The sequence below is a fragment of the Erythrobacter ani genome, assembly GCF_019204025.1.
GTDB lineage: Bacteria > Pseudomonadota > Alphaproteobacteria > Sphingomonadales > Sphingomonadaceae > Erythrobacter > Erythrobacter ani.
Genome location: NZ_JAGSPB010000001.1, coordinates 806,559 through 831,822, shown reverse-complemented (window position 1 = coordinate 831,822; position 25,264 = coordinate 806,559). Strand labels below are relative to the sequence as shown.

Annotated in this window: 21 protein-coding genes; 11 read left to right on the top strand and 10 right to left on the bottom strand. The window is 60.9% G+C overall.

What is annotated here, in order from left to right:
* Window positions 1-9 precede the first annotated feature (9 nt).
* Entirely contained in the window at window positions 10-1,731 is a 1,722-nt protein-coding gene (locus tag KCG45_RS03965; protein ID WP_218315796.1) for a class I adenylate-forming enzyme family protein, read from the bottom strand.
* A gap of 200 nt (window positions 1,732-1,931) precedes the next feature.
* On the opposite strand from KCG45_RS03965, the gene lgt reads away from it, so the two are divergent.
* The 3 genes from lgt to KCG45_RS03950 are packed head-to-tail and all read left to right on the top strand — an operon-like array spanning window position 1,932 to window position 5,285.
* Window positions 1,932-2,807 (top strand): prolipoprotein diacylglyceryl transferase, encoded by an 876-nt coding sequence (lgt, locus tag KCG45_RS03960; protein ID WP_218315795.1) that lies wholly within the window; start codon window positions 1,932-1,934, stop codon window positions 2,805-2,807.
* Complete coding sequence (locus KCG45_RS15590) at window positions 2,702-4,798, top strand: class I SAM-dependent methyltransferase (RefSeq protein ID WP_369410726.1); 2,097 nt, start codon at window positions 2,702-2,704, stop codon at window positions 4,796-4,798. The genes lgt and KCG45_RS15590 overlap by 106 nt, the downstream gene beginning before the upstream one ends.
* Window positions 4,782-5,285, top strand: a complete 504-nt coding sequence (locus KCG45_RS03950) for a DUF2147 domain-containing protein (RefSeq protein ID WP_439648900.1) — start codon at window positions 4,782-4,784, stop codon at window positions 5,283-5,285. Before KCG45_RS15590 ends, KCG45_RS03950 begins: the two co-directional genes overlap by 17 nt.
* A 6-nt stretch (window positions 5,286-5,291) precedes the next feature.
* On the opposite strand, the gene KCG45_RS03945 is transcribed toward KCG45_RS03950, so the two are convergent.
* From KCG45_RS03945 to KCG45_RS03935, 3 genes are read right to left on the bottom strand one after another with little or no spacing between them, the layout of a single operon-like run.
* Entirely contained in the window at window positions 5,292-6,830 is a 1,539-nt protein-coding gene (locus KCG45_RS03945) for an ABC transporter permease/substrate-binding protein (protein WP_218315794.1), read from the bottom strand.
* Window positions 6,830-7,624, bottom strand: coding sequence for an ATP-binding cassette domain-containing protein (locus tag KCG45_RS03940; RefSeq protein WP_218315793.1), 795 nt, complete (start codon window positions 7,622-7,624; stop codon window positions 6,830-6,832). Before KCG45_RS03940 ends, KCG45_RS03945 begins: the two co-directional genes overlap by 1 nt.
* Window positions 7,625-7,651: 27 nt before the next feature.
* A complete protein-coding gene (locus KCG45_RS03935) occupies window positions 7,652-9,223 on the bottom strand; it encodes a sensor histidine kinase (RefSeq protein ID WP_255547937.1) in 1,572 nt (523 codons plus the stop codon).
* Between the two features lie 153 nt (window positions 9,224-9,376).
* On the opposite strand from KCG45_RS03935, the gene KCG45_RS03930 reads away from it, so the two are divergent.
* The 6 genes from KCG45_RS03930 (at window position 9,377) to KCG45_RS03905 (ending at window position 14,925) form a co-directional block, all read left to right on the top strand.
* Window positions 9,377-10,543, top strand: a complete 1,167-nt coding sequence (locus KCG45_RS03930) for an isovaleryl-CoA dehydrogenase (RefSeq protein WP_218315792.1) — start codon at window positions 9,377-9,379, stop codon at window positions 10,541-10,543.
* Window positions 10,540-12,147 carry a carboxyl transferase domain-containing protein gene (locus KCG45_RS03925; RefSeq protein ID WP_218315791.1) on the top strand — a complete coding sequence of 536 codons (1,608 nt, stop codon included), beginning with the start codon at window positions 10,540-10,542 and terminating at the stop codon, window positions 12,145-12,147. Before KCG45_RS03930 ends, KCG45_RS03925 begins: the two co-directional genes overlap by 4 nt.
* Window positions 12,144-12,665, top strand: coding sequence for an HXXEE domain-containing protein (locus KCG45_RS03920; protein ID WP_218315790.1), 522 nt, complete (start codon window positions 12,144-12,146; stop codon window positions 12,663-12,665). The genes KCG45_RS03925 and KCG45_RS03920 overlap by 4 nt, the downstream gene beginning before the upstream one ends.
* Before the next feature lie 85 nt (window positions 12,666-12,750).
* Window positions 12,751-13,380 (top strand): lysophospholipid acyltransferase family protein, encoded by a 630-nt coding sequence (locus KCG45_RS03915; protein ID WP_218315789.1) that lies wholly within the window; start codon window positions 12,751-12,753, stop codon window positions 13,378-13,380.
* The gene (locus KCG45_RS03910; protein ID WP_218315788.1) at window positions 13,373-14,173 is read left to right on the top strand and encodes a DUF1295 domain-containing protein; all 801 of its coding nucleotides are present in this window, start codon (window positions 13,373-13,375) and stop codon (window positions 14,171-14,173) included. Before KCG45_RS03915 ends, KCG45_RS03910 begins: the two co-directional genes overlap by 8 nt.
* A 113-nt stretch (window positions 14,174-14,286) precedes the next feature.
* On the top strand, window positions 14,287-14,925 hold the full coding sequence (locus KCG45_RS03905; protein WP_218315787.1) for a TetR/AcrR family transcriptional regulator: 639 nt from the start codon (window positions 14,287-14,289) through the stop codon (window positions 14,923-14,925).
* Here KCG45_RS03905 and KCG45_RS03900 read toward each other — a convergent pair.
* The 5 genes from KCG45_RS03900 to KCG45_RS03880 form a co-directional block, all read right to left on the bottom strand.
* On the bottom strand, window positions 14,922-15,461 hold the full coding sequence (locus KCG45_RS03900) for a nuclear transport factor 2 family protein (RefSeq protein WP_218315786.1): 540 nt from the start codon (window positions 15,459-15,461) through the stop codon (window positions 14,922-14,924). The genes KCG45_RS03905 and KCG45_RS03900 overlap by 4 nt on opposite strands.
* Window positions 15,462-15,531: 70 nt before the next feature.
* Complete coding sequence (locus tag KCG45_RS03895; RefSeq protein WP_218315785.1) at window positions 15,532-16,311, bottom strand: M50 family metallopeptidase; 780 nt, start codon at window positions 16,309-16,311, stop codon at window positions 15,532-15,534.
* A 3-nt stretch (window positions 16,312-16,314) separates the two neighbouring features.
* Window positions 16,315-17,490, bottom strand: coding sequence for an AI-2E family transporter (locus tag KCG45_RS03890; protein WP_255547936.1), 1,176 nt, complete (start codon window positions 17,488-17,490; stop codon window positions 16,315-16,317).
* Window positions 17,491-17,564: 74 nt separating this feature from the next.
* On the bottom strand, window positions 17,565-20,105 hold the full coding sequence (gene gyrB, locus KCG45_RS03885; RefSeq protein ID WP_218315783.1) for a DNA topoisomerase (ATP-hydrolyzing) subunit B: 2,541 nt from the start codon (window positions 20,103-20,105) through the stop codon (window positions 17,565-17,567).
* Between the two features lie 96 nt (window positions 20,106-20,201).
* Window positions 20,202-20,975 carry a PIG-L family deacetylase gene (locus tag KCG45_RS03880; protein WP_218315782.1) on the bottom strand — a complete coding sequence of 258 codons (774 nt, stop codon included), beginning with the start codon at window positions 20,973-20,975 and terminating at the stop codon, window positions 20,202-20,204.
* Between the two features lie 84 nt (window positions 20,976-21,059).
* Here KCG45_RS03880 and KCG45_RS03875 point away from each other — a divergent pair, with 84 nt between their 5' ends.
* Entirely contained in the window at window positions 21,060-22,589 is a 1,530-nt protein-coding gene (locus KCG45_RS03875) for a class I adenylate-forming enzyme family protein (RefSeq protein ID WP_218315781.1), read from the top strand.
* 538 nt (window positions 22,590-23,127) lie between these two features.
* On the opposite strand, the gene KCG45_RS03870 is transcribed toward KCG45_RS03875, so the two are convergent.
* Complete coding sequence (locus KCG45_RS03870) at window positions 23,128-23,448, bottom strand: UrcA family protein (protein ID WP_218315780.1); 321 nt, start codon at window positions 23,446-23,448, stop codon at window positions 23,128-23,130.
* Window positions 23,449-23,699: 251 nt separating this feature from the next.
* On the opposite strand from KCG45_RS03870, the gene guaA reads away from it, so the two are divergent.
* Complete coding sequence (gene guaA, locus KCG45_RS03865; RefSeq protein WP_218316410.1) at window positions 23,700-25,262, top strand: glutamine-hydrolyzing GMP synthase; 1,563 nt, start codon at window positions 23,700-23,702, stop codon at window positions 25,260-25,262.
* The last annotated feature ends 2 nt before the right edge of the window (window positions 25,263-25,264 follow it).

Here is a 25,264-nt window from a genome sequence, read left to right as displayed (position 1 = left end):
ATTGCCGGATCAGGCGGAGGCCATCTGCTCGGTATACTGGGCGCGCAGCGTTTTCTTATCGATCTTCTGCGTGCCGAGGCGCGGCAGGACTTCGCTTACCGGCCAGATATGTTCTTCCAGCGGGACTTTGAAGGGCGCGATCTGTCCAAGCAGGAATTCGCGCAATTGGCCTGCGCTCATCGGATCGCGGCCTTGCTTCACGCGGAAAACCGCTGCCGGTACCTCGCCCATGCGTTCATCGGGCAGGCCGAACACCGAACATTCGGCGATATCGTCATGCGCATAGATCGCGTCTTCGACTTCGATGCACGAAATGTTCTCGCCGCCGCGAATGATGATGTCTTTCTTGCGGTCGACGATGAAGAGGTAATCGTCTTCGTCGAGATAGCCGAGGTCGCCAGTGCGGAAGAACCCGTTTTCGGTAAAGGCTTCTTTCGTTGCCTCGTCGTTGTTCCAGTAGCCGCGGAAATTTGCGACCGATCGGATGCAGACCTCGCCGACATCGCCCTGTGGCAATTCGTTTCCGTCATCGTCGAGAATGCGCAGGTCGACGATGGGTTTGGACGCGCGCCCGGTGGAGCCGGGTTTCGCCATGTAGTTTTCGTTGAAGTTGCCGCAACCGACCGCATTCGTTTCGGTCAAGCCGTAGCCGAGCAGCGGAAACCCTTCCGGAAACGCTTCCTTGATCTTGTTGACATGTTCGACCGGTCGCGGTGCGCCGCCCGCCGCGAAGCTTTTGCATGCCGAAAGGTCGTATTTGTCGCGATTCTCATGCGTCGCGATTTCATAGCTCATGAGCGGAACGCCCACGAAGTAAGTCACTTTCTCATTCTGCATCAACCGGAGCGCTTCTTCCGCGTCCCATTTCGGCATCAGGACAAGCTTGCGAGCAATCGCATAGCTTTGCAGGAACAAGGGTATCTCGCCGGTCACGTGGAACAGCGGCACAGCAATCAGCGCGCAAGGCTGATCGGCCAGCTTTTCACCCCTGCTTTCCAGCAATATTTTGGCCATCGCGCTCTGGCTGACGTAGCTCATGACGCCGGCCACGACGCCGCGATGATCCGACCACGCTCCCTTGGAATTGCCGGTCGAGCCCGAGGTGTACAGAATGGTTGCTATGTCATCGGGGCCCAGCTGGCCGAGCATCTGCATGGCGACCGACGGGCTGTCTTCGCCCGGTTCTGCCCAGATACTCGAAAGACCATCCGACGGGACGCCACCGTGTTCGAACAATACCAGCTTGGCCGGATGGTCCGTTCCGTCGAGCCGTTTGGCGCGCCCGGCATCGGCAAGCACCATTTTGCAATCGGCAAGCCGGATGCCGTATGCAAGCTCGTCACCCGACCAGAAGCCGTTGAGCAGCGTTGCACAGCCGCCCGCCATGACGATGCCCATATAGGCGATCATCCAGTTGCCCGAATTGCGTGCGGCTATCCCGACCCGGTCGCCCTTTTCGACGCCGTGATGCTTCGCAAGACCCTCGGCCACGCAAACCGCCGCCGCGTATGTCTCGCCGAAAGTCAGCCTTAACTCGCCGTCGACGATGAACGGCACATCTTTATGCTCGTTGCAAAAGTGCGCGAAATAATGCGCAAGGGTGGGCGGGGCTGCAGCAAAGGCCGGCATTTCGGTTCCGTCCCGTTCATAGGGCACGGTCATGAATGGCTGACCTTCCTTGGTCAGTTCGCCAATGATCGTTTCGAGCGCGTTGTCCAACTCTGTGGGCATACTGGCATTCTCTCCTTCAGGTCTCTCTCGTGTCTTGCCGGTCTAAGCACGAAATGGTGCTGCCGCGCGATTCGTTCCGGAACTGCTCTGCGCTTGGTAAGCTTTCCCCAAAGCTCTTCCCCCCAACGCGTCGCTGTGCCACAAGCCGCGCGACTTGGTGGCCCGCGCGGCTTTTCCACGGCTATTAAGAGGTTCCTTTGTTGCTGTCACTACTTGCTGCAAGCGGCGCCGTCGCCGATCCAATCTACTGGTCGGACCTTGGCTTGCGACCGGGCATCGATCTCGGGTTCTTCACGCTTCGGTTCTATTCCCTCGCCTATCTCATCGGCGTAATTTTCGCCTACTGGCACCTTTCGAAAATGATCAAACAGCCGGGCGCGCCACTGGCACAGCGCCATGCCGATGACCTTTTCTTCTATTGCACCCTTGGCGTGATCCTAGGCGGGCGTCTGGGTTATGCTATCTTCTATCAGCCGGGCCTTTGGGACAATCCGCTCGACGTGCTCAAGCTGTGGGAAGGCGGGATGAGCTTTCACGGAGGGCTGGTCGGCGTGCTGGTCGCGATTGCTTGGGTTACGCGGCGCGGCAATCTCTCTTTCCTGCGGGTCTGCGACTACATCGCTGTCAATGTCCCACTGGGCATGATGCTGGGACGCCTGGCGAACTTCAACAATGGCGAGTTGTGGGGACGACCCACCGATGTGGCGTGGGCGATGGTGTTTCCCGATCCGCGTGCGGGCGATATCGCGCGCCATCCAAGTCAGCTGTATCAGGCCGGTCTCGAAGGATTGGCACTGCTGGTTGTGCTCATGCTCTTGTTCTGGAAGACAAAGGCGCGCTATCGACCGGGCTTGCTGGTTGGTGTGTTCACACTGGGAATGGGGCTCGCCCGCTTTGTTAACGAATTTTTCCGCGAACCTGATACTCAACTTGCGGAATTTGCAGCCCGAACCGGGCTATCGATGGGGCAATGGCTGACAATACCGCTAATCTTGATTGGGTTGATTGTAACGCTTTACGCCGTGACGAGGAAGCCGGTGGGAACCGGCAGCGTGAGCAGCACACAGACCGCCTGAACGATGAGGGCAGGGCTTGGAACCCGCCCGCACTTCGACTGATCGAACCGGACGGAACCGAAACCGAGGTTCCGGCTGCGGCGATGCTTGCCGACATGACCGTGATCGATCCCGCTGCCGCGCAGGCGGCGGCCGAGAAAGAGGCTCGAGAAGAAGCTGCGATCAAGCTCGCCACCGAAAAGAAGGCTAAAGCCGAGGAAGAGGCGAGAGCAAAAGCGGAAGCGGAGAAACAGAGGAAAGCGGCGGCCGAGGCGAAAGCGAAGGAGGAAGCCGAGGCCAAGGCACGAGCGGAAGCCGCGAGGAAAGCTGAACTCGAAAAACACAAAGCGGCCAAGGCCAAGGCCGAGGCGGAGAAGAAGGCAAGAGCCGAAGCAGCGGCTAAAGCGAAGGCCGAAGAGAAGGCGCGGCGCGAGGCTGAAGCGGAAGCGAAACGAGAAGCTGAGGCAAAGCTGGAGGCGGAGAAGAAAGCCAAAGCCGAAGCAGCGGCCAAGGCAAAAGCCGCGGCCGAAGCAAAGGCCAAGGCGGAAGCAGAGGAAAAAGCACGAGCCGAAGCCGAGGCTAAAGCCAAGGCCGAAGCCGAAAAGAAAGCGCAAGCAGAAGCCGCGGCAAAGGCAAAAGCGGACGCAGAGAAAAAAGCCAAAGCCGAGGAAAAGGCGCGGCGCGAGGCCGAAGCGAAGGCGAAAAAAGAAGCGGAGGCGAAAGCCGCAGCGGAAGATGCCGCTCGGGCCAAGAAGGAAGCAGAGGCCAAAGCGGCAAAGGAGGCTGAGGCCGCGGCCAAGGCCGAGGCTGAAAAGAAGGCCAAGCTAGAAGCGGAAAAGAAGGCGAAGGCAGAGGCTGAGGCCAAAGCCAAGAAAGAAGCCGAAGCAAAAGCCAAGAAGGACGCAGAGCAAAAGGCCAAGGCCGAAGCTGAGAAAAAAGCCGCTGAAGAAGCTGCCGCACGGGCCAAGGCGGCCGATCTCGGCCAGACATTCCGCCGCCTAATCCGCGAAACCGGTCCGATCAGCCTCGCGCAGTATATGGGCGAGAGCAATGCGCGCTATTACGACAGCCGCGACCCTCTCGGCGATGAAGGCGATTTCATAACTGCACCCGAAATCAGCCAGATGTTCGGAGAGCTCGTCGGCTTGTGGATCGCCGATATCTGGGTCAAAATGGGCGCATCTGACAATATTCACTACGTCGAATTGGGCCCGGGCCGCGGTACGCTCGCCACGGACGTGCTCAAGACGGCAGGTAAATACGGGTTCGATCCGCACATTCACTTCGTCGAGGGCTCGCTCGCGCTGCGCAAGGTTCAGCGCCAGGCGGTGCCTGCGGTCCGGTTTCACAATGACCTTTCGACCCTTCCTGAAGACCGCCCGCTGCTGATCGTCGCCAACGAGTTTTTCGATGCGCTCCCGATCCATCAACTGGTGCGGTCTGCCAGTGGCTGGCACGAACGCCTGGTCGGGCTGGAAGGCGACGCGCTGGCGTTCGTTGCCGGTGACAAGCCGATGGATTCGATCGTCCCGACGAGCTGGAAAAGCGCTTCGCAAGGCTCGATGATCGAAACCAGTCCGGCGGCCGCCACGATCATGGCGGAGATCGCTCAGCGTCTTGCCAATCAGGGCGGGGCCGCGCTGATCATTGATTACGGCCCCAGCGAACTGCGGGCCGGATCGACCCTGCAGGCGCTGAAGGATCACAAGAAGGTCGATCCGTTCGAGGCTCCTGGTGAGGCTGACCTAACGGCCCATGTCGATTTCGAGATGTTGCAGGAAGTCGCGGAAAAGAACGGCGCAGAAGTGATGGGTCTGCAAATGCAGGGCGAGTGGCTGAGGCAATTGCACATCGATACGCGGCTGGAGGCCCTGAAACGCAAGTCGCCGAAAATGTCCGACCAGTTTCAACGCCAGCGTGATCGCCTCGTCGAAGACGACCAGATGGGCGTCCTGTTCAAGGTTCTGGGTGTGTGCGGACGCAGGTGGCCGCGCGGTGAAGGGTTCGATTGAGCACTGTAACCTTGCAGCTGGCGCGGACGAATATCGAGCGATCGACCTGGAGAATGAGATGACCATGCGCCTTGCCGCCGCCGCCACGCTGACAGCGGCGCTCGCCACGATTTCGACGCCTGCACTCGCTGCGGATTCCATCGCAGGGCGCTGGGTTACCGCCGAAAAGGATGCGGTGGTCAGCATCGGCAAATGCGGCGAGAGCACTTGCGGGCGCATCGCGAAATTTCTGGTCCCCCCGCCAGATGGCGTCGATCAGCGCGACATCAACAATCCGGACCCGCGCCTGCAGACCCGCAAGCTGCTCGGCCTGCCGGTGCTGTTCAAATTCACGGAAGATCGAGACCTCTGGCGCGGGCGGATCTATGATCCCAAATCCGGCAAGGATTACCGCTCGGTCGTGCGGCGCAAGAACGCGGACACTCTTGAAGTGAAGGGCTGCATCGGCCCCTTCTGCCAGACCCAGTTCTGGCGCCGGGCGAGATAGCCGTTTCTAAAGACCGATCCGCGCAGCGAGGTCGGCAGCCGCTGCCTTCGGGCTGAGCTTGCCTTCGCCTTCTCGGTCTACCGCGAAGTTTGCTTCGCGCATCGCCTCCACGCTGATGGCCCCGATGAGCGGTTGGAGTGCGGCCGCGACATCTTCGTCTCCGGCAATACGCGGGGACATCATCACCATCGCATCGTAGGATGGGAGAGCCTCGCGCGGGTCTTCGAGAACAACCAGCCTGTCAGCCGCAATCCGCCCATCCGACGTGTAAGCGCTGATCACATCGGCTGCACCGGAACGCAGCGCATTGTACATGAATGTCGGCGAGAAATTGCGGGTCTCGCCGAACCTCATCCCATAGGCTTCGCGCACTGCGTCCCATTCGGGCCGTTCGAAAAATTCCGGATCGCCGCCAACTGTCAGCTGCCCCGCCACGGGTACGAGATCATCGAGTGTCGCCACGCCCAGTGCGTCGGCGCGGTCTTCGCGCATCGCGAAGGCGTAGGCATTCTCGAAACCGAGCCGACCCAGAACGCGGACGCCGTGCTCTTCGGCTTCCCACTGCCTGATCGTTTCATACATCGCATCGCGGCCCGGATTGTCGGTGCGCTTGAGATTGTTGGTCCAGATCGTGCCGGTGTAATCGACCGAAATGTCGATGGCCGAAGAGGTGACCGCATTATGCACCACTGCCGATCCAAGGCCGTCGCGATATTCCACCTCGTAGCCCGCTTGTTCAAGTTGCGATCCGATCAGCTGGGCGAGGATGTATTGCTCGGAGAATTGCTTGGACGCGATGACGATCGCGTCGTCATTCTTTCCGCCGGACTGATAGGCGAGCGCTGCCGATAACCCTAGCACCACGGCAAGCATGCCCCCGGCCCATTGCCAGCGTTTCCGGTCTGCCAGGCCGCGTTCTATCAGACCAAGCAGCAGGTCCGTGACAAGCGCCAGCCCCGCACTCGCGAAACACCCCGCCAGCACCAGCGCCCAGTTCTGTGTTTGCAGCCCGGCGAAGATCGGATCGCCAAGACTTGGCTGGCCAATCGTCGTCGAGAGAGTCGCTGCGCCGATCGTCCACACGCTCGCTGTGCGAATGCCCGCCATGATGAACGGAGCTGACAACGGGGCTTCGACGAGCCGCAATTTTTGCCAGCCTGTCATTCCGACGCCATCAGCGGCTTCCAGTACACCGGGATCGAGATTGGCCTGCGCGGTCACTGCGTTGCGCAGGATCGGCAGCAGCGCATAAAGCGCCAGTGCAAGCAGCGCGGGCAGAAAGCCGAGCGTCGGCAGTCCCTCCCCGAACACCGCGCGAAGCGACAGCAGGATCGGGAAGAACAGCGCCAATAGCGCAAGCGCAGGTATGGTCTGGACCAGGCTGGCAAAGCCCAGAGCAACCCGGCTAACGGCCGCGGACCGGCTGGCCCAGACCGCAAGTGGCAGCGCGACCCCAATGCCGAGAGCGATCGCGCTGGCGGCGAGCACCACGTGCGCAGCCAGCTTGTCGCCGAGGCCCAGCAGGATGTCCGCGAAGCTTTCCATCAGGCGAGACGTCCTTCCATCGCTGCAAGCTTTTCAGCTTGCTGCCGGGGCACCGAAACGAGGCCTTGCGCGATGTCCCCTCCGTCCCCCATCAGCAATTCACGCGGGGTTGCATCGGCAACCAATTGCCCTGCATCCATGACCAGTACGCGGTCGGCGAGGAGGAGCGCCTCGGCCATGTCGTGCGTTACCATCACCGTCGTCAGGCCGAGCTTTTCGTGCAGTTCGCGCACCTTCTCTCCCAAGGCATCGCGGGTAATCGGGTCAAGCGCGCCGAACGGTTCGTCCATCAAGAGAAGCTCGGGATCGCCCGCCAGCGCCCGGGCCACACCGACCCTCTGACGCTGTCCTCCGGAAAGCTCGTCGGGCACACGGCTGGCCATGTCTGGTTCCAGCTCGACCAGGCTGAGCAGTTCCCCAATCCGCTCGGATGAAAGCGTTTCGCCTGCAAGGCGCGGACCGATGGCGATGTTCTCGCCGACGCTGAAATGGGGAAACAGCCCGATGCCCTGAAAAACGTAGCCGACGCGGCGGCGCAGCTGGGACTGGCCCTGTGTCGTAACGTCTTCGCCGGCAAACAGCACTCGCCCTGCGGTCGGCGTGACCAGCGTGTTCACCATCTTGAGCAGCGTCGATTTGCCGGAGCCCGATGCGCCGACCAGGGCCACGAAACTCCGCGCCTCGATCGAGCAATCCACGCCGCCGACAGCGATGATCTCGTCATCATCGCCATATCGGCGTTCGACGCGGTCGAAGGTCAGGATGGGGTTTTTTGACGGATCGGGCGCACTCATGTTGCAGCAGCGATAACGATCGCTGCCCTATTCGGCCAGTCGCGCGGTGGGCAACGTGATGAGCACGGTCAGGCCTTCGTCGCGCCAATCCTGCTCGATCGAGCCGCCAAGCTGGTTGTTGATCGTTGCCATCAGCAGACGAGAGCCGAAGCCTGTCCTGTCCGGAGCAACAGCTTGAGGCCCGCCGGTTTCGACCCAGCCTATGGCGATGTCAGTCTCCGATCGTTTGATGGACACCGACAGCCTGCCCTCGCGGACGCTTAGTGCACCATATTTGGCAGAATTGGTGGCGAGTTCGTGAAATACCAAAGCAAGCGGGGTTGTCGCGCGCGCGCCAACCACGGCGTGGTCGCCTGTGATGACGATCGTGTCCTGATTGCCGGCTCCATATGGTTCCATCAGAGCGGCCAGCAGGCCGTGAAGATCGCTGTCGGCGGGGTTTTCGACCCTCAGGGCATATTCCTGCGCCCGCGAAAGGGCCCGGATATTCTCCGCCAGCACGTCGCCGAACACTTTCAACACTTCATCACCACGTGACCGCAGCGAGATAAGGCCGATCACGACCGAAAAGATGTTTTTGATCCGGTGCGCCAACTCTCCAGCGAGCAGTTCGCGTTCTTCCGACATGCGATGAGCGTCATCGATATCTGTGAGCGTACCGAACCAGCGGGCCGTTTTGGGATCGCCGGTCGAAGGTATCGCCCGCGACAAGGTCCAGCGATAGCTGCCGTCGGCATGGAGCATGCGCCATTCGTCTTCGAACATTTCAGCGTTCCGCAAAGCCTCGGCGAATTTTTCCGATGTCCGGTCGTAATCATCGGGATGAATGGCTTCTCGCCAATCGTCGACACTCTTGGGCCGCGAGAGTCCGGTTATCTCCTCCCAGCGCGCGTTGAAATAATCGAACACGCCGCCTGCTGCCGATGACCAGGCGATATCCGGCATCGAATCAAGGACGAATTTGACGCGCCCCGTGCTCTCTTCGATCTCTTCGGAAGCGCGTCCAAATTCACGGTGAGCATCGAGCCGCCTGCGCACGGCCATTGCGAGAACCTCCAGACCTTCGATCTGAAACGCGTCGAGCCCTTCGGGCCGCGCATCGGTGTCGATCACGCACAAGGTGCCGAGCGGCGCACCTTCACTGCTGATGAGCGGAATGCCAGCATAGAAGCGCACATGGGGAGCACCCGTCACCAGCGGATTATCGGAAAAGGTCGGATGCTCGCGGGCATCGCGAATGATCGTCGCGGTGCCGCCGATCATCGCGTGTGCGCAAAAGCTCCATTCGCGCGGGGTCTCGGTATCTTCCAGCCCGGTCCGGGCGAGGAAGCGCTGGCGATCCTTCTCGACGATGCTGACCAGCGCTATCGGCGCCGCGCAGAGTTTTGCCGCGAAGGCAGCGGTGCGGGCCAACTCCTCGTCACCGTCAAGCGTATCCATGCCGTAGCTTGCCAAGACCGTGAGTCGCTTGTCCTCGGCGCAGAATTCACGCGCAGGCGCGGTGCCGGTCGGCCAGGTCTTGGTTTCGGAACAGGTCAGTATGTCATGCCTTTCGGCCTTGTTTCGCGCTCGCCATACAGCAACAAGTGTTCCCGTCAAAACGGACGGAAGCCCCTCGTACAACACCGCGGTGTTTCAGGGCGTTGGCGTTTTCGAGCCGCGTTGCTAAGGCCGCTGCATAGCAATTATCAACCGCCGCACCGATCGTTCCGAACAGGCGGCGCACACGAGCAACGAACGGACATATCTCACATGCGAGCAACCCCTGAATTCGATTTCCAGCTGGGCGAAAGCGCCGCAATGATCCGCGACAGTGTCGGCCGGTTTGCCGACGAACAGATCGCGCCGCTTGCCGCGAAGATCGACCGCGAAGACTGGTTTCCGCGCGAACTGTGGCAGCCGATGGGCGAGCTTGGCCTCCACGGGATCACCGTTGAGCAGGAAGATGGCGGGCTGGGCCTCGGCTATCTCGAACACGTCATTGCCGTAGAAGAAGTAAGCCGCGCCAGCGCTTCGCTGGGCCTCTCCTACGGGGCGCATTCGAACCTGTGCCTCAACCAGATCCGCCGCTGGGGCAATGATGAGCAGAAGGCGAAATACCTGCCCGGCCTCATCTCCGGCGAGCATGTCGGGTCGCTGGCGATGAGCGAGGCGGGCGCCGGTTCGGACGTGGTTTCGATGAAGCTCAAGGCCGAAGCCGTTCAGGGCGGGTACGTCCTCAATGGCACCAAGTTCTGGATCACCAACGCTCCGGAAGCCGATACGCTGGTGGTTTACGCGAAGACCGACGGGCAGGCCGGATCACGCGGCATCACCGCCTTCCTCATCGAAAAAGGCGACGAAGGGTTTTCAATCGGGCAGAAGATCGAGAAGGTCGGGATGAAGGGCTCGCCCACGGCAGAGCTGGTGTTCGATGACTGCCATATCCCCGAAGACCGTGTGATGGGGCCGGTCAATGGCGGCGTGGGCGTGTTGATGAGCGGACTCGATTACGAGCGCGTGGTGCTCGCCGGATTGCAGTTAGGGATCATGCAGGCGTGTCTCGACACGGTCATCCCGTATCTGCGCGAACGCAAGCAATTCGGCAAACCCATCGGCAGCTTCCAGCTGATGCAAGCGAAAGTCGCTGACATGTATGTCGCGCTGCAATCGGCCCGCGCATACACTTATGCAGTGGCCAAGGCCTGCGATGCGGGCAATACGACGCGCTTCGATGCGGCGGGCGTGATCCTGCTCTCAAGCGAGAACGCATTCCGTGTCGCAGCCGAGAGCGTGCAGGCGCTGGGCGGCGCGGGCTACACACTCGACTGGCCGGTGGAGCGCTATATGCGCGATGCGAAGCTGCTCGATATCGGCGCAGGCACGAACGAGATCCGCCGCATGCTGATCGGCCGCGAGTTGATCGGGGCGGCGGGGTGAGCGCGTCTGTTCTCACCTCGAAGCTCGACCGCGAAGCACCCGACGCCAAGGCGCGGTTTGCGCATAACAAGGAGCTCGCGACCGACCTGCGCGCTGCCGTCGCCGAAGCCGCGCTCGGCGGGCCGGAGCGCTCGCGCGAGCGGCATGTATCGCGCGGCAAGCTGCTTCCGCGTGAGCGGGTGGAGCGTCTGCTCGATCCGGGCTCCCCTTTTCTCGAAATCGGGCAGCTTGCGGCGAACGGCATGTATGAGGGCGACATCAATGGCGCCTCGCTGATCTGCGGGATCGGGCGCGTCTCGGGCCGTCAGGTGATGATCGTGTGCAATGATGCCACGGTGAAAGGCGGCACCTACTATCCGATGACGGTGAAGAAGCACCTGCGCGCGCAGGAGATTGCGCAGGAAAACCGGCTGCCGTGCATCTATCTGGTCGATAGCGGCGGCGCGAACCTGCCGCATCAGGCCGAGGTCTTCCCTGACCGCGATCATTTCGGGCGCATCTTCTTCAATCAGGCGAACATGTCGGCGCTCGGCATTCCGCAGATCGCCTGCGTGATGGGTTCGTGCACCGCGGGCGGCGCTTATGTGCCCGCCATGTCGGACGAGACGGTGATCGTGCGCAATCAGGGGACGATCTTCCTCGCCGGCCCGCCGCTGGTGAAAGCCGCGACGGGCGAGGAAATCAGCGCCGAGGATCTGGGCGGCGGCGACCTCCACGCCAAGAAATCGGGCGTGGTCGATCACTTGGCCGAAAATGACGAGCACGCGCTCACCATCGTGCGCGATATCGTCTCGCACCTTGGCGAGAACACGGGTGCGGCGAAAGACATCGCGCTCAAAGACCCGCGCCCGCCTAAGTTCGATGCGGACGATCTCTACGCCATCGTGCCCGACGATGTGCGCGCGCCCTATGACGTGAAGGAAGTGATTGCGCGGCTGGTCGACGGCTCCGAGTTCCACGAGTTCAAACAACATTACGGCAGCACTCTTGTGTGCGGCTTCGCCCATATCTGGGGAATGCCGGTGGCGATCCTTGCAAACAACGGCGTGCTGTTTTCCGAAAGCGCGCAGAAAGGCGCGCATTTTATCGAGCTCGCCTGCCAGCGCCGCATACCGCTGCTCTTCCTGCAGAACATCTCGGGCTTCATGGTCGGCGGGAAGTACGAGGCCGAAGGCATCGCCAAGCATGGCGCAAAGCTGGTTACGGCAGTTGCGACCGCGACTGTGCCTAAAATCACTGTCGTGATCGGCGGCAGCTTTGGCGCGGGCAATTACGGCATGGCGGGCCGCGCTTACTCGCCGCGCTTCCTGTTCACCTGGCCCAATGCCCGCATCAGCGTGATGGGCGGCGAACAGGCCGCCAGCGTGCTCGCGACCGTCCACCGCGATGCCGGCACTTGGACCGAGGAAGAGGCCGAGGCCTTCAAGGCTCCGATCCGTCAGAAATACGAAGACGAAGGCAATCCCTATTACGCCACCGCGCGGCTGTGGGACGACGGCGTGATCGACCCGGTGCAGACCCGCGACGTGCTGGGGCTGGCCTTCGCCGCGACGCTGGAGGCGCCGATTGCGGAGCGGCCCGCGTTTGGCGTGTTCAGGATGTGACACCTGCCGCAGCTTTTCGCGGATGGTGCCTCGCATTGTTGTTGGCGGTATTGGTTCATAATGCCGAGGAGGCGATTGCGCTCGCGATCTATCCGTCGGCGCCCACAGATTTGGCGAATGCGACCGGGTTTTCTATCGCAATTCCGTCACCTGGCCGCATTTACGCAGGGCTTGCCCTGTTCACGTTCATCCCTGCACTGGTTCTCTTGAGAGCGCGCCGCAATGCGGCCCCGGGGCTCGTTTTCATGAGCTGTGTCATCGCCACCATGATGGCGGCAAATGCGGTCGTCCCACATCTTGCAGGCGCGCTTTGGATGCAAAGCTACCAGCCGGGGCTCGTGACCGCATTGGCATTCAGCCTGCCTGCGGGTGTCGTGTTCTTGCATACCGCGCGCCGTGCACAATGGCTCAGTCCCGGAAGATGGCGCGCGGCTGTCGGGTTGGGAGCGATGCTGCTGCCTTTGGTCCTGTTTGGTTTCTGGGCGCTGGGCGAACTGATAGCCGAGATCGGCGGATGAACGCCAATCGATTGATCGCATGAAACCCCCTCGCATTCCCTTGCGTAACTGCTAGTCAGAACGCTTCGGGGGAGAGAGAAAACACTTGCGACACAATGAAACCCGCAACGTCACGCTGCTTTCGCGGATCGTGAACCGCATCATCCTGTTCCTGTATCGCTGGAAGGGATGGAAGATCGAAGGGCACCTTCCGAAGCATCTCAAGAAATACGTGATCGCCGGCGCGCCGCACACGTCCAACTGGGACTTCGTGTTCTTCGCAGGCGCCACGCACCATGAACAGGTGCAGCCCAATTTCATGGGCAAGCACACCTTGTTTCAAGGGATGATGCGCAACTTCATGCTCGACATGGGCGGTATATCGGTCGACCGCACGAAGAAGGCCAACACGGTCGATCAGATGAAGGCCGAATTCGAGCGGCGCAAGGAGCTTGCTCTCGTAATGGCGGCCGAAGGGACGCGCTCCTCCGATGGCAAATGGCGGTCAGGGTTCTACAATATCGCGCAGGCTGCGGCAGTTCCGATCGTTCCCGCCTACGCGGATAACGAGAACATGATCATCGGGTTCGGTGAACCGCTGATCCCGTCCGGGAATTATGGTGAGGACCTGCTGAAACTGGCGCAATGGTTCCGCTCCCAAATGCCCGATTACGACCGGTTCAAGGTGCTCGAAGCTCAGGCAAAGGCAATTATCGAAGGCAGGAACGATGTTTGAAGCTTTGGCGATCAATGCCGCGGTTCTGGTCGTGCTGGTGCTGATCCAATGGGTTATTTCCGTGCGGATCAATGACGTCTCGTTCGTCGATGCGTTCTGGGGCGCGGGGATGGGTGTGATGGCGCTCGTCAGCTGGATACAACTCGATGAACCGGGGCCGCTCGCGACCTTGCTGCTGGCGATGACGGCGGCCTGGGGCTTCCGCCTCGGCATCTATCTGTTCGCGCGCTGGTGGAAACATGGCGAAGACAAACGCTACAAGATGATCCTCAAGAAGGACCGCGAGAAAGGCAATTTCGTCATCGCCGCGCTGACCAAGGTCTGGCTTGGCCAGGCAGTTCTGCTGTTTGCGGTATCGAGCCCGGCGCAGGTCGGCATTCTCGCAAGCGAAGCGCCCGCGCCGATCACCGCGCTCGCCTATGCTGGGGTTGCCGTCTTTTTGATCGGCATCTTTTTCGAATGGGTTGGCGACTGGCAGCTGACCCGCTTCAAGAACAATCCCGAAAATGATGGCAAGGTGCTTGATACGGGCCTGTGGCGCTATACTCGCCACCCGAATTACTTCGGCGATTTCATGGCCTGGTGGGGCATCTGGCTGGTCTGCGCGAGCGCCGGTTGGGAATACGCGCTCTACACCGTGATAGGTCAGATTTTCCTCACATTCACTCTGACAAAATGGTCGGGGGTGACGTTGTTGGAAAAAGGGATGGATAAATCCAAGGGCGACAAATACGCCGATTACAAGCGGCGCACCTCGGCATTTGTCCCCATGCCTCCGAAAACCGCGGACTGATCGGACAGGCTGACGCAGCGCGTCGCTGCGTCGCACAATTTTTGTGAGCCAAAAACCTTTAAGCAGGCACCATTGTGTCCTATTTACGCGTGACGGAGGAGGTCGCGTCGCAAATGGTTTTGAGCGAACAGACAAGAGAGAGCGAGCGAGCGCGGATCGCGGAGCTTGTTCTCGATCTGGTGAAGGAGCGCGGCGCCGAAGTCCCCTATCCGGCTGCCATCGCCGAGAGCGGCGTATCGCGCGCGCGGTTCGAACAGATCTTCACCGATTACGACGACATGTTCGATGCGATCGCACAAAGCTGGCTCAGGCCCCATATGGTGGCGATGGAAGAAGTCCTCGCGACCGATCTGCCGCCCAATCGCAAACTTTACGAGTTTTTCCGGCGCCGCTTTATCATTTCGCGCGACCGGTTCCGTGACGACCCGGAGTTTTTCACCAATATCTGCGAGATGGGCGCCGCCAATTTCGAGCGGGTCAGGTCCTATGTCGACCTCGCCGATCATTATCAATGCGAGCTCATCGCCGAGGCGCAGGCTGAGGGATATTTCGCCGGGCTCGAAATTGACGAGGCGCTATCGCTCATCAACCAGATGGTGTCGAACTACACAATCCCGGATTCGCTGATCTATCTCGGCGATAAACTGACCGAGGAAAAGCTGGCGCGGATCATCGATACGATCTTCATCGGCCTTTCGGTGGAAGCGGGCGGAGAGGCGGCCGGGATCAACACGATCCGCATCGCGACCTAGCTTTCACTCGCCCACCAGTCGTAGGATGGATCGCCAGGCGCTCGCGCGCCATGGCGGTTCAACGTATCGAACAGGCCGCCGCGATGCTGCATGGTCGAGGCCTGCTGGCGGTTCCAGTCCATGATGTAAATGCGGTTGGCGATGCGCCAGCGCCCGTCGCTTTTCACAAGGCGATCGAGATATCGGCCACCGACAACAAGCTCGACATCGGGTTCGCCATCCGTGCCGGGCAGGATGTGGAGCGCCACGCAATAGGTTTCGGCGCGCGCCGCATCGCCGTCAACATCGCAGAGCACATTGCCGATATTGTGCTGCGTCAGGCGCATGGCGCCGAGCCCCGCCATCAACCCGTCGATCGTGGCGTCGACCGGTTTCGGACCATCGCCATAATCGATCTCCGCATCGTCGGTGAAGACCCGAGCCAGTTCATCCGCATCGCAGCGGTCGATGCCGCGGCAATACCGCGCGAGCACTTCCTCAATCGCAATGCGATCCGCGAGAGCGTGCAGTGACTGGTCGGCAGATGTGCTGGTCATGGCGGCAGGCTAGCGAGGCCGCGTCGCTCCGCCGATTATCATTTTCGCTTGGCCTTTAAAAACCAGCGTGTCAGCGCTTTCGCTTGAACTGGAGTACATTGGCTGGCCGTTTCGGCTCGCGCGCCTGGACCCGCCTTTCGTTCAAGGCATATTTCAGGCTGGCGCCGACCATGGTGGCCGACGTGAGCAGCAGCAGCGTGGCCCAGATCCAATGCGGCAGGGCGAGGGCAGCTTCGATCTGGCCCGTATCCGACAGGATGCGATTACCATCGATCACTGCCACTTCGGTGAAGAGATAGTCGAAGTCGGATATCATGCTCATCGCCGCCAGAATTCCGATGAACTGAAGCGTGAAGCGCACAAATTCTGCGCGGGCGCGCCAGGCGATCGCCGCCAGGACAGCGCCGACGGATGGCAGAACGGCGTAGCCGACAACCGAGCGGACATAGATGATGACGGAGACCAGGATGGCCCCGGCGACGGCCCACAGCATGGGGCGCCACAGTCTGGGATGGGCGCTCGTCATGATGAGGCCCGCCCCGACGAAGCTCGGCGCAAGCGGACCGCCTGCGGCGATTGCCGCTCGTGTAAAGACCGAGGCGTCTGACGAAACCATGCTTTCCGCGACGCCGGAACCGTTCGCAAAGATCATGAGCCTGACAAACTCCTGCCCAAGAGCGAGCGCGGTCAGGCCGTGCCCCATTTCGTGAAACCACGTCGTCAGGATGACGAAAGGGTAGATCAGGTAATTTCCGAAAGGGAGTGCTGGCAGGAAAAGCACGATCGCGACCGCAAGCAGCAGCCTGCCGACTTGTTCGGCCTGACTGCCCGGTTCCACCAGCGATTGCATCGCTCAGGCGTCCTCGTGCTGCCGGACAGGCTCGGGATCTTCCGGGTCGTCGGTATCAGGCCGCGCCTTGCCGTCGACGCCCACTCGGGTCCGGTATCGTGCAGCCGCTTCTTCGTCTTCAGCACGCTGTTCCTGAAGGATGGACCAGCTGGCCAGGAACAGGCCTGCAACCAGCGGACCGAGCACGATGCCGGAGAAGCCCGCAATCGAAAGCCCTCCCAGAGTGGTCACAAGGATGATCCAGTCAGGAATGCCGGTATCGCGCCCAACGAGTATCGGGCGAAGCACGTTGTCGGCCGAACTTATCACGATAAACCCCGCGCCCAGAACGAACACGCCCTCCCAGATCGATCCGGTCACGAGCAGCCAGATCCCCACCGGGCCCCACACGAGCGCCGTGCCGACTGCCGGGATCAGGGCGAGTATCGCCATCAACACGCCCAGAAGCAGCGCAGACTGCATGCCGACAATCGCCATGGTAATCCCGCCGAGTGTCCCTTGGACAAGACCGACGACGCCGGACCCCTTGATCGTGGCGCGCACAATCCCGAGGAAACGTTCGGCGAGGCGATCGGCAATCTCACGCTCGATCGGCGCGGAATGAAGGATTGTCTCCCCAATGCGCGATCCGTCGCGGAGCAGGAAGTATGTGACATAAAGCGCCAGACCGAAGCTGAGGACGAAGCCCAGCGCTCCGCTGCCGATCGACACAGCTTCGCTGGCGAGCATGCCGGCGCTTTCGCCGAGGATCTCCTGCAGCCGAGTTTGCGCCTCGGTCATGTCGTTCCAGCCGCTGCGGTCGACCATTTCCTGGAGCGTGGTAGGGAGCATCGCATAAATGTCGCTCGCCATCGCAGCGAGGTCGATCGGATCCTCTTGAAGCGCGGCGATCACCGCCAATGCCTCGCGAACCACCAGCGTCCCTATCCATAAAGCCGGGAGGATGACCGCGAGCAGGATGACCATGAGCGAGAGAAGCGCCGCCGGATTGCGTCTCCCGCGGCATTTCTTCAGAGCCCATTTGTAGAGCGGCTGGAACATGATCGCTGCCAAGGCAGACCAAAGGAGCGGTGTGGCGAACGGCCACGAAATCCAGATCAGCAGGAACGTGACAGCCGCCAGCACAAGCAGGAAACTGACCTGCTGGAGTTCGCTGGTATGGTGTGATTCAGTGGTCATGACGCTCGATGTCGGACCATAGAGTCCAAACATCAAGCGTCAAAGCGACTTATCAACTCGGGCCCCGGCGGGCGCTAAACGTCCAGATTCGCGACGTTGAGCGCGTTGTCCTGAATGAATTCCCGGCGCGGCTCCACCACATCGCCCATCAGACGGGTGAAGATTTCGTCCGTCACATCGGCATCCTCGACCTTGACCTGCAGAAGAATGCGGGCCTCTGGATCGAGCGTTGTTTCCCAAAGCTGTTCCGCGTTCATCTCACCGAGACCCTTGTAGCGGGCAATCGCCAGACCCTTGCGGCCCGCTGCCAGAACGTTGTCGAGCAGCTCGGTTGGCCGGAAGATGGCGTCTTCGGCGCTGGCGGCGATGACCTCCTCTTCTTCCTCGGCAACCGCCGGTTCTTCTGCTTCCACGGCCTTTGCCTTCACCAGCTTGGCCGCCTGGGCGTAAACCTCTGCATGCTGCGCTGCCAGCGAGTGCAGCTTGCGCGCTTCGGCGCTGTCGAGGAATTTCGCCTCGATTTCGTGGGCATCGGTCACGCCGCGCCAGATACGCTTGAACATGAGGGATCCGTCCGCGCGCAGATCGGCGGACCAATCCGCATCTTCGTCAGCCAGTGCGAGACGCTGCGCTGTCAAATCGAGTGCCGCTTTGCGTGTTGCCTGGTCCAAGGCTGGATCGAGCGCGCCGGAGAGCGCCATCTGCTCCACAATCGCGACATCGTATTTACGCGGGACAAAGGCGATCAGATTGCGGATCCTCAGGGCGTGTTCGACAAGGCCGTGCAAGTCGTCGCCTGAACGCGCTCCGGTTGCGGTTTCGAGGACGCGGCCGGAAAGCCCGGCATCTACAAGGTAGCGATCGAGAGCAGGCTGGTCTTTCAGATAGACTTCGCTGCGTCCCTTCGAAACCTTGAACAAAGGCGGCTGCGCAATGAAGAGGTGTCCGGCTTTCACGATTTCCGGCATCTGGCGATGGAAGAACGTGAGCAGCAGCGTGCGAATATGCGCACCGTCGACATCGGCGTCGGTCATGATGACGATCTTGTGATAGCGCAGTTTTTCGAGATCGAATTCGTCCCTGATCCCGGTTCCCATCGCCTGGATGAGCGTGCCGACTTCCTTGGACGAAATGATCCGGTCGAAACGCGCACGTTCGACGTTGAGGATCTTGCCCTTGAGCGGCAGGATGGCCTGCGTCTTGCGGTCGCGGCCCTGTTTGGCCGAACCGCCTGCAGAATCGCCCTCGACCAAAAAGAGTTCTGCCTTGGTCGCGTCGCGTTCCTGACAATCGGCGAGCTTGCCGGGGAGGGAGGCGACCGACATCGCGCCTTTGCGGCTCATTTCGCGTGCACGCTTTGCAGCCTCGCGCGCGGCGGCGGCGTCGATGATCTTCTGGATGATGATTTTCGCGTCGGCCGGATTTTCCTCCAGCCAGTCGTTCATCTTCTCGCTCATCAGCGATTCCAGTGGCTGGCGGACCTCCGAAGAAACCAGCTTGTCCTTGGTCTGCGAAGAGAATTTCGGATCGGGCAGTTTGACCGAAACGATTGCGGTCAGTCCCTCGCGCATGTCTTCACCCGAAAGCGAGACCTTCTCCTTTTTGAGCAGCCCCGATCGGTCGGCATAGCCATTGAGCGTCCGTGTTAGCGCCGCGCGGAATGCGGCGAGGTGCGTGCCGCCATCGCGTTGCGGGATGTTGTTCGTGAAGGTGAGGACGTTCTCGTAATAGCTGTCATTCCATTCGAGAGCGACATCGATGCCGATCCCATCCTTCTCGGCCGAAACCGAGATCGGTTCGGCAATCAGTGCATCCTTGTTCCGGTCGAGATATTTGACGAACGCGGCGATGCCGCCTTCATAGTAGAGATCGTGCTCCTGCACTTCCTCGTGCCGCTTGTCGCGCAGCAGGACGCGCACGCCCGAGTTGAGAAAAGCGAGTTCGCGGTAACGGTGCTCGAGCTTGTCGAAATCGAACTCGGTCACGTTCTTGAACGTGTCGGTCGACGCCTGGAAAGTGACGCGGGTGCCCTTTTTGAAGCCGTTGTCATCGGGGTTCTGTTCAACCTTGGGTGCGGGGCCTTTAACCTCGAGACTGTTCACCGCGTCGCCATGCTCGAACCGCATCCAGTGTTCTTTGCCGTCGCGCCAGATGACCAGTTCGAGCCATTCGGAAAGCGCGTTCACAACCGATACGCCCACTCCGTGGAGGCCGCCAGACACCTTGTAGGCGTTGTCGTCGGAGGTGTTTTCGAATTTCCCGCCAGCGTGCAGCTGGGTCATGATGACCTCGGCGGCGGACACACCCTCTTCCTTGTGCATGTCCACCGGAATGCCGCGGCCATTGTCCTCGACCGACACGCTGCCATCGGGGTTCAGTTCGATCAGGACAAGGTCGCAATGCCCGGCCAACGCCTCGTCGATGGCGTTGTCGGACACCTCGAACACCATATGATGGAGCCCCGACCCGTCATCGGTGTCGCCGATATACATGCCGGGTCGCTTGCGAACCGCGTCCAGCCCCTTGAGAACCTTGATGGAATCAGCGCCATATTCGCCCATCTGTTTGACTTTTTCGGGCGGCGTATCTTTGTCGTCGGGAATGTTTTCGTCCATGTCGATTATATAGGCGCTGGAAGGGGGGAAACCAAACTTCGCTCGAATGTTTTTGCCGGTTTTTCCACCGACCGGCAGCCATCCGTCGGCGCCAGTCTAGAAAGCGCTGCGGAAAGCCACTTCACCCTTCCACACAGCAGCATGGAAGCCGGGGACCAGCGCGCTGCGCGTCGCGTCATCGAACTGCGTTTTATGACACTGTGTCGCGGCTGCCGCCGCGGCGAGATCGGCATCTGAATATGGCTTGCGGACAAGCGCCAGATCGGGCGCGGTCGTTGTCCAACCTTGTGCTTGAAGGACATCAGGCAGAGGGGTGTGGATCATGGCAGGGAATAGCAGGTCTGGCCGGCTGCCTTCGGTGCGCTGCTGGATCGATTGAGTGACAAGCGCGCTCACCATCCGGTGGTCGCCGTGGCCATAGCCTCCGTCGGGTCCCCATGTGACGACGATATCCGGGGCGCGATCGACGATTTCGTTCTTCAGTATGCCAAGCAGTTTCTTCGCCGGGCTGCCATCCGCCCGGGGCCTTGATGTCAGCGTGCCGTCACCGAGCCGGAGAAAATCGACGGTTTCCGCCCCCAGCGCGTCGGCGGCGCACGTCGCCTCGGCTTCGCGCGCCTGCGCCAGCGCGTTGCCTTTGGAAAAGTCGCTCACTCCCGGACCAGCATCCCCGGAGGTCGCGTAGAGCAGCCGCACTTGCGACCCGGCACGCGTTTCCGCCGCGATGGCAGGCGCGAAGACCAGTTCATCGTCAGGGTGCGCGAGCACGATCAGCACTGAGCGCGGCTCGCCGTCAGGCTGAGCCATCGCTCCTGTTACTGGCGCGCCCAAGAGCAAAATGGCAGCGATCGCCCAACTGGTCTTTTTCATGGGCCCTCCGCTCTGGCCAATTGCAGCTGCCGACCTTAGGCCTGAGGCGAAACAAGACAAGTCGGCACGGAGGCCCGAACCGGTATGAAAGAAACGCTAGTCCAGCCCTTCGGCTCTTTTCCCGCAGTGCTACAAGGCCACGCGCAGGCGCATCCGGACAAGATTGCGCTGGTCGATGACAACCGCGACATCGCCTGGGCCGAATTGATCGGGGAGGTCGAACGTCTCGCCGCGCGTCTCGTGGAAACGGGGCTGGAGCGGGGCCAGTCGGTCGCGATCCTCGGCACGTCCTCGATCGAATATGCGCTTGTATTTCTCGCAGCCGTCCGCGCCGGCGGGGTTGCGGCGCCGCTCACCACCAGCGCCTCGCCCGAGCAGCTGGAGGGCATGGCCAGGGATTCGGGCGCACGCCATCTCTTCATCGACAGGGCGAAAGCCGCAGAGCTCGGCGCTGATTTCATGGCGGGTCTCATTCGGGTCCCGCTCGAAGATATCGGCATGTGGATGGCACCGCCGGGCAGCAGAGCGCCCGCGTTCGAGCCGGAGCCCGCAGACCCTTTCAACATCATCTATTCGTCCGGCACGACTGGCATTCCGAAAGGGATCGTGCATTCGCACCAGATGCGCTGGCGGCAGTTTGCCTCCACCGCTTTGTCCTATCTCGAAGGGGGGTTGCCGGTGCGCTCGCTTGCCTCCACGCCGCTCTATTCGAACACGACGATGGTCGCCTTCCTCGCTCCGCTGTTTGCAGGCGGGACCGTGCGGATCATGGGCAAGTTCGACTGCGCCAAATGGCTGCGATATGCACAGGATGACCGCACGACCGTCACGATGCTGGTGCCGGTACAATATCAGCGCCTGATGGACTTTGCCTCCTTCGATGAATTCGACCTGTCGTCGCTTGCCGTCAAATATTGCACCTCTGCTCCGTTTTCTCCCGAGTTGAAGCGCGAAGTGCTGGACCGGATGCCCGGCGCACTGGTCGAAATCTATTCGATGACCGAAGGCGGTGTCGTCTGCCTGCTTCAGGCGGATCAGTTTCCGGACAAACTGCATACCGTCGGACGGCCAGCGCCGGGAAGCGTGATGAGGGTGGTCGATGACGATGACAACGAAGTCCCGCCAGGTACGCCGGGCAATCTGATCGGGCGCAGCGAGACCATGATGTCGGGCTACAAGAACCGCCCTGACAAGACCGCCGAGGCGCAATGGACCGATCCCGAAACGGGCGAGGTCTGGATGCGCATGGGCGATATCGGTGCGGTGGATGCAGACGGCTTTGTCGAGCTGGTCGGGCGTGCGAAAGACATGATCATTTCGGGCGGGTTCAATATCTACCCGAGCGATCTGGAAGCCGAGCTGGAAAAAGAGCCGGACGTGGCCGAAGCCGCCGTGGTCGGCATTGCGTCCAAGCAGTGGGGAGAAACCCCGGTCGGCTTCGCAGTGCTCAAAGAGGGCGCTCGCAGCTGCGAGGAGATATGCGGCGCAGTCAATGCGCGGCTCGGCAAAACGCAAAGGCTGTCGGCGCTTTACCCGATTGACGATATGCCGCGCAGCCATATCGGCAAACTGCTGAAGACCGAATTACGGGACCGCGCGCAAAAACTCGGATGAAGCGAGTGGAGACGCGGCCACCGGTTCGGGGGGTGAGGAAAGAGTGGCCGCGTCTCGCTCGCTGCTGCGTTGCCGCATCGGCTGAGCGCGATGCCTGGATATCCGATTTCGCGCTCATCCGGGCGCGTGGGGACATCCGCACCGCGTTCCCAAAAAGCAGCCACAGCGCATGGGGAAATACGCTTATAACCGCGAGGCTGCTCGGGCGGGTCCTGGAAGATACCCGTTCCGTGTCTCGCGTCCGGCTGCTTGCTGGCAACAAGCAGACTGCATCCCTGGCTCGTTGGCGAACACAGGATTGCAAATAGCGCTGGGCCGAGGTGGAGAGAGATACCGCTGCCCGTCGCTGACACCCAAATGATGTTCGGTTGCATCAAACTCAAATGCGAAAACTCGCAAGTTCAATGCAAAATATGCAACTTGCAGCATGCCCCGACGTCAGCCCATGTGCTTTCACCCCATCGCCCAAAGAAAACGGCCGCCGGATCGCTCCGGCGGCCGCATCCGACCCGATTGGATCATGCTTTCTCAGCCGAAATCAGTTTGCTGCGACCTCACGGCCGGCGCGCGCCTGATTTGCAGCTACGCGCTCGACCTTCGCGAGCGCGTCTGCGCGGGCATCGCTGAAGCACTTTTCATCGATTACATCGCGGCCGTAATCGTAGCGCGAATTCGATGCGACTGTGCACGCCTTTTCAAGCTGTGCGTCGATGCGCTGCTCGAGAGCGGCGCGGCCTTCGGCGGTGTTGAGGTTGATGTCGGCGATGGCGATCCGCACGTCGACGATTTGCTCGCCGGTCTGGGCGGAAAGCGGCGCAGCGACAGCTGCAAGAGCGAGGAGGGGGAGAGTAAAACGCATGGATAAATGCTCCGGTTGAAGAGGGTTGGCGACACCGTTGACCGGCATTCGGTTGTTCTTTGAAACTCTGGTGCATCGCACAAGATGATTGTGCAAATGCGAAGAGCGCAGCATAGGTTCCCTGTTTTGCAACCAAAAAGTTACATTTTCTGCCGAAATTTCCACGCTGCGCTGCAATATCTGTCGAATGCTGCGATAATGACGTTACGGCATGCTGGACAGTGCCGGACGCGCTCCGTAACTCGTCAAAAATGGACGCAGAGCATATTCCAGATTCGATTTTGATCGTCGATTTCGGCAGTCAGGTTACGCAGCTTATTGCCCGCAGGGTGCGCGAAGCGGGGGTGTATTCCGAAATCGTGCCGTTCAGGGGCGCGAGCGAAGCCTTCACCCGATTAAGTCCGAAAGGCATCATCCTTTCCGGCGGCCCGGCGAGTGTGAACGACGACGATCCGCCGCTCGCTCCCGAAGAGTTTTACGAAGCGGGAGTCCCTATACTGGGCATCTGTTATGGTCAGCAGGTCATGGCGAAGCAGCTCGGCGGAAGCGTGCTTAGCCATGATATGGGCGAATTCGGACGCGCATTTGTCGATGTCGATAGCGACTGCACGCTGTTCGACGGAATGTGGAAGCCGGGTGAGCGCCACCAGGTCTGGATGAGCCACGGCGACAAGGTTACCGAACTCGCGCCCGGTTTCACGACGGTGGCTACCTCCGACGGCGCGCCTTATGCGATCACCGCGGACGAGGAACGGCGCTTTTACGGCATCCAGTTCCATCCCGAAGTGGTCCATACGCCCGACGGGGCCAGGTTGCTGGCGAATTTCGTGCGCCATGTCTGCGGCCTTGCGGGCGACTGGACCATGGCGGAATTCCGCAAGACCAAGCTGGAAGAAATCCGCGCGCAGGTTGGTGACGGAAAAGTCATTTGCGGCCTTTCCGGCGGGGTCGATTCGGCTGTCGCTGCGGTCCTCATCCATGAAGCGGTGGGCGACCAGCTGACCTGCGTATATGTTGATCACGGCCTGATGCGGCTGAACGAAACCGAACAGGTCGTTTCGCTGTTCCGCGATCATTACAACATCCCGCTTGTTGCGGTCGATGCGGAGGAGACATTTCTGAATGGGCTCGCCGGCGTCACCGACCCTGAAAAGAAGCGTAAGTTCATCGGCGGTGCTTTCATCGATCTGTTCGAGGCCGAGGCGAAGAAGGTCGGCGGGGCAGACTTCCTGGCGCAGGGCACGCTCTATCCCGATGTGATCGAAAGCGTCAGCTTCACCGGCGGGCCAAGCGTCACGATCAAGAGCCACCACAATGTCGGCGGCCTGCCCGAACGCATGAACATGGAACTGGTCGAACCGCTTCGCGAATTGTTCAAGGACGAAGTGCGCGACCTTGGGCGCGAGCTGGGCCTTCCCGAAGGTTTCGTCGGCAGGCACCCCTTCCCCGGTCCCGGCCTTGCCATCCGGATCCCGGGCGAGGTCACCAAGGAGCGCTGCGATATCCTGCGCAAAGCAGACGCGATCTATCTTGAGGAAATCCGCAATGCCGGGCTCTACGATGCGATCTGGCAGGCATTCGCCGTGCTGCTGCCGGTCAAGACCGTCGGTGTGATGGGCGATGGCCGGACCTATGACAGCGTTTGCGGGCTGCGTGCGGTGACATCGACGGATGGCATGACCGCCGACGTCTATCCGTTCGATTCGAGCTTCCTTACACGAGTCGCGACCCGCATCGTCAATGAGGTGCAGGGGATCAACCGGGTAGTTTATGATTATACGTCGAAACCGCCGGGCACGATCGAGTGGGAGTGAGG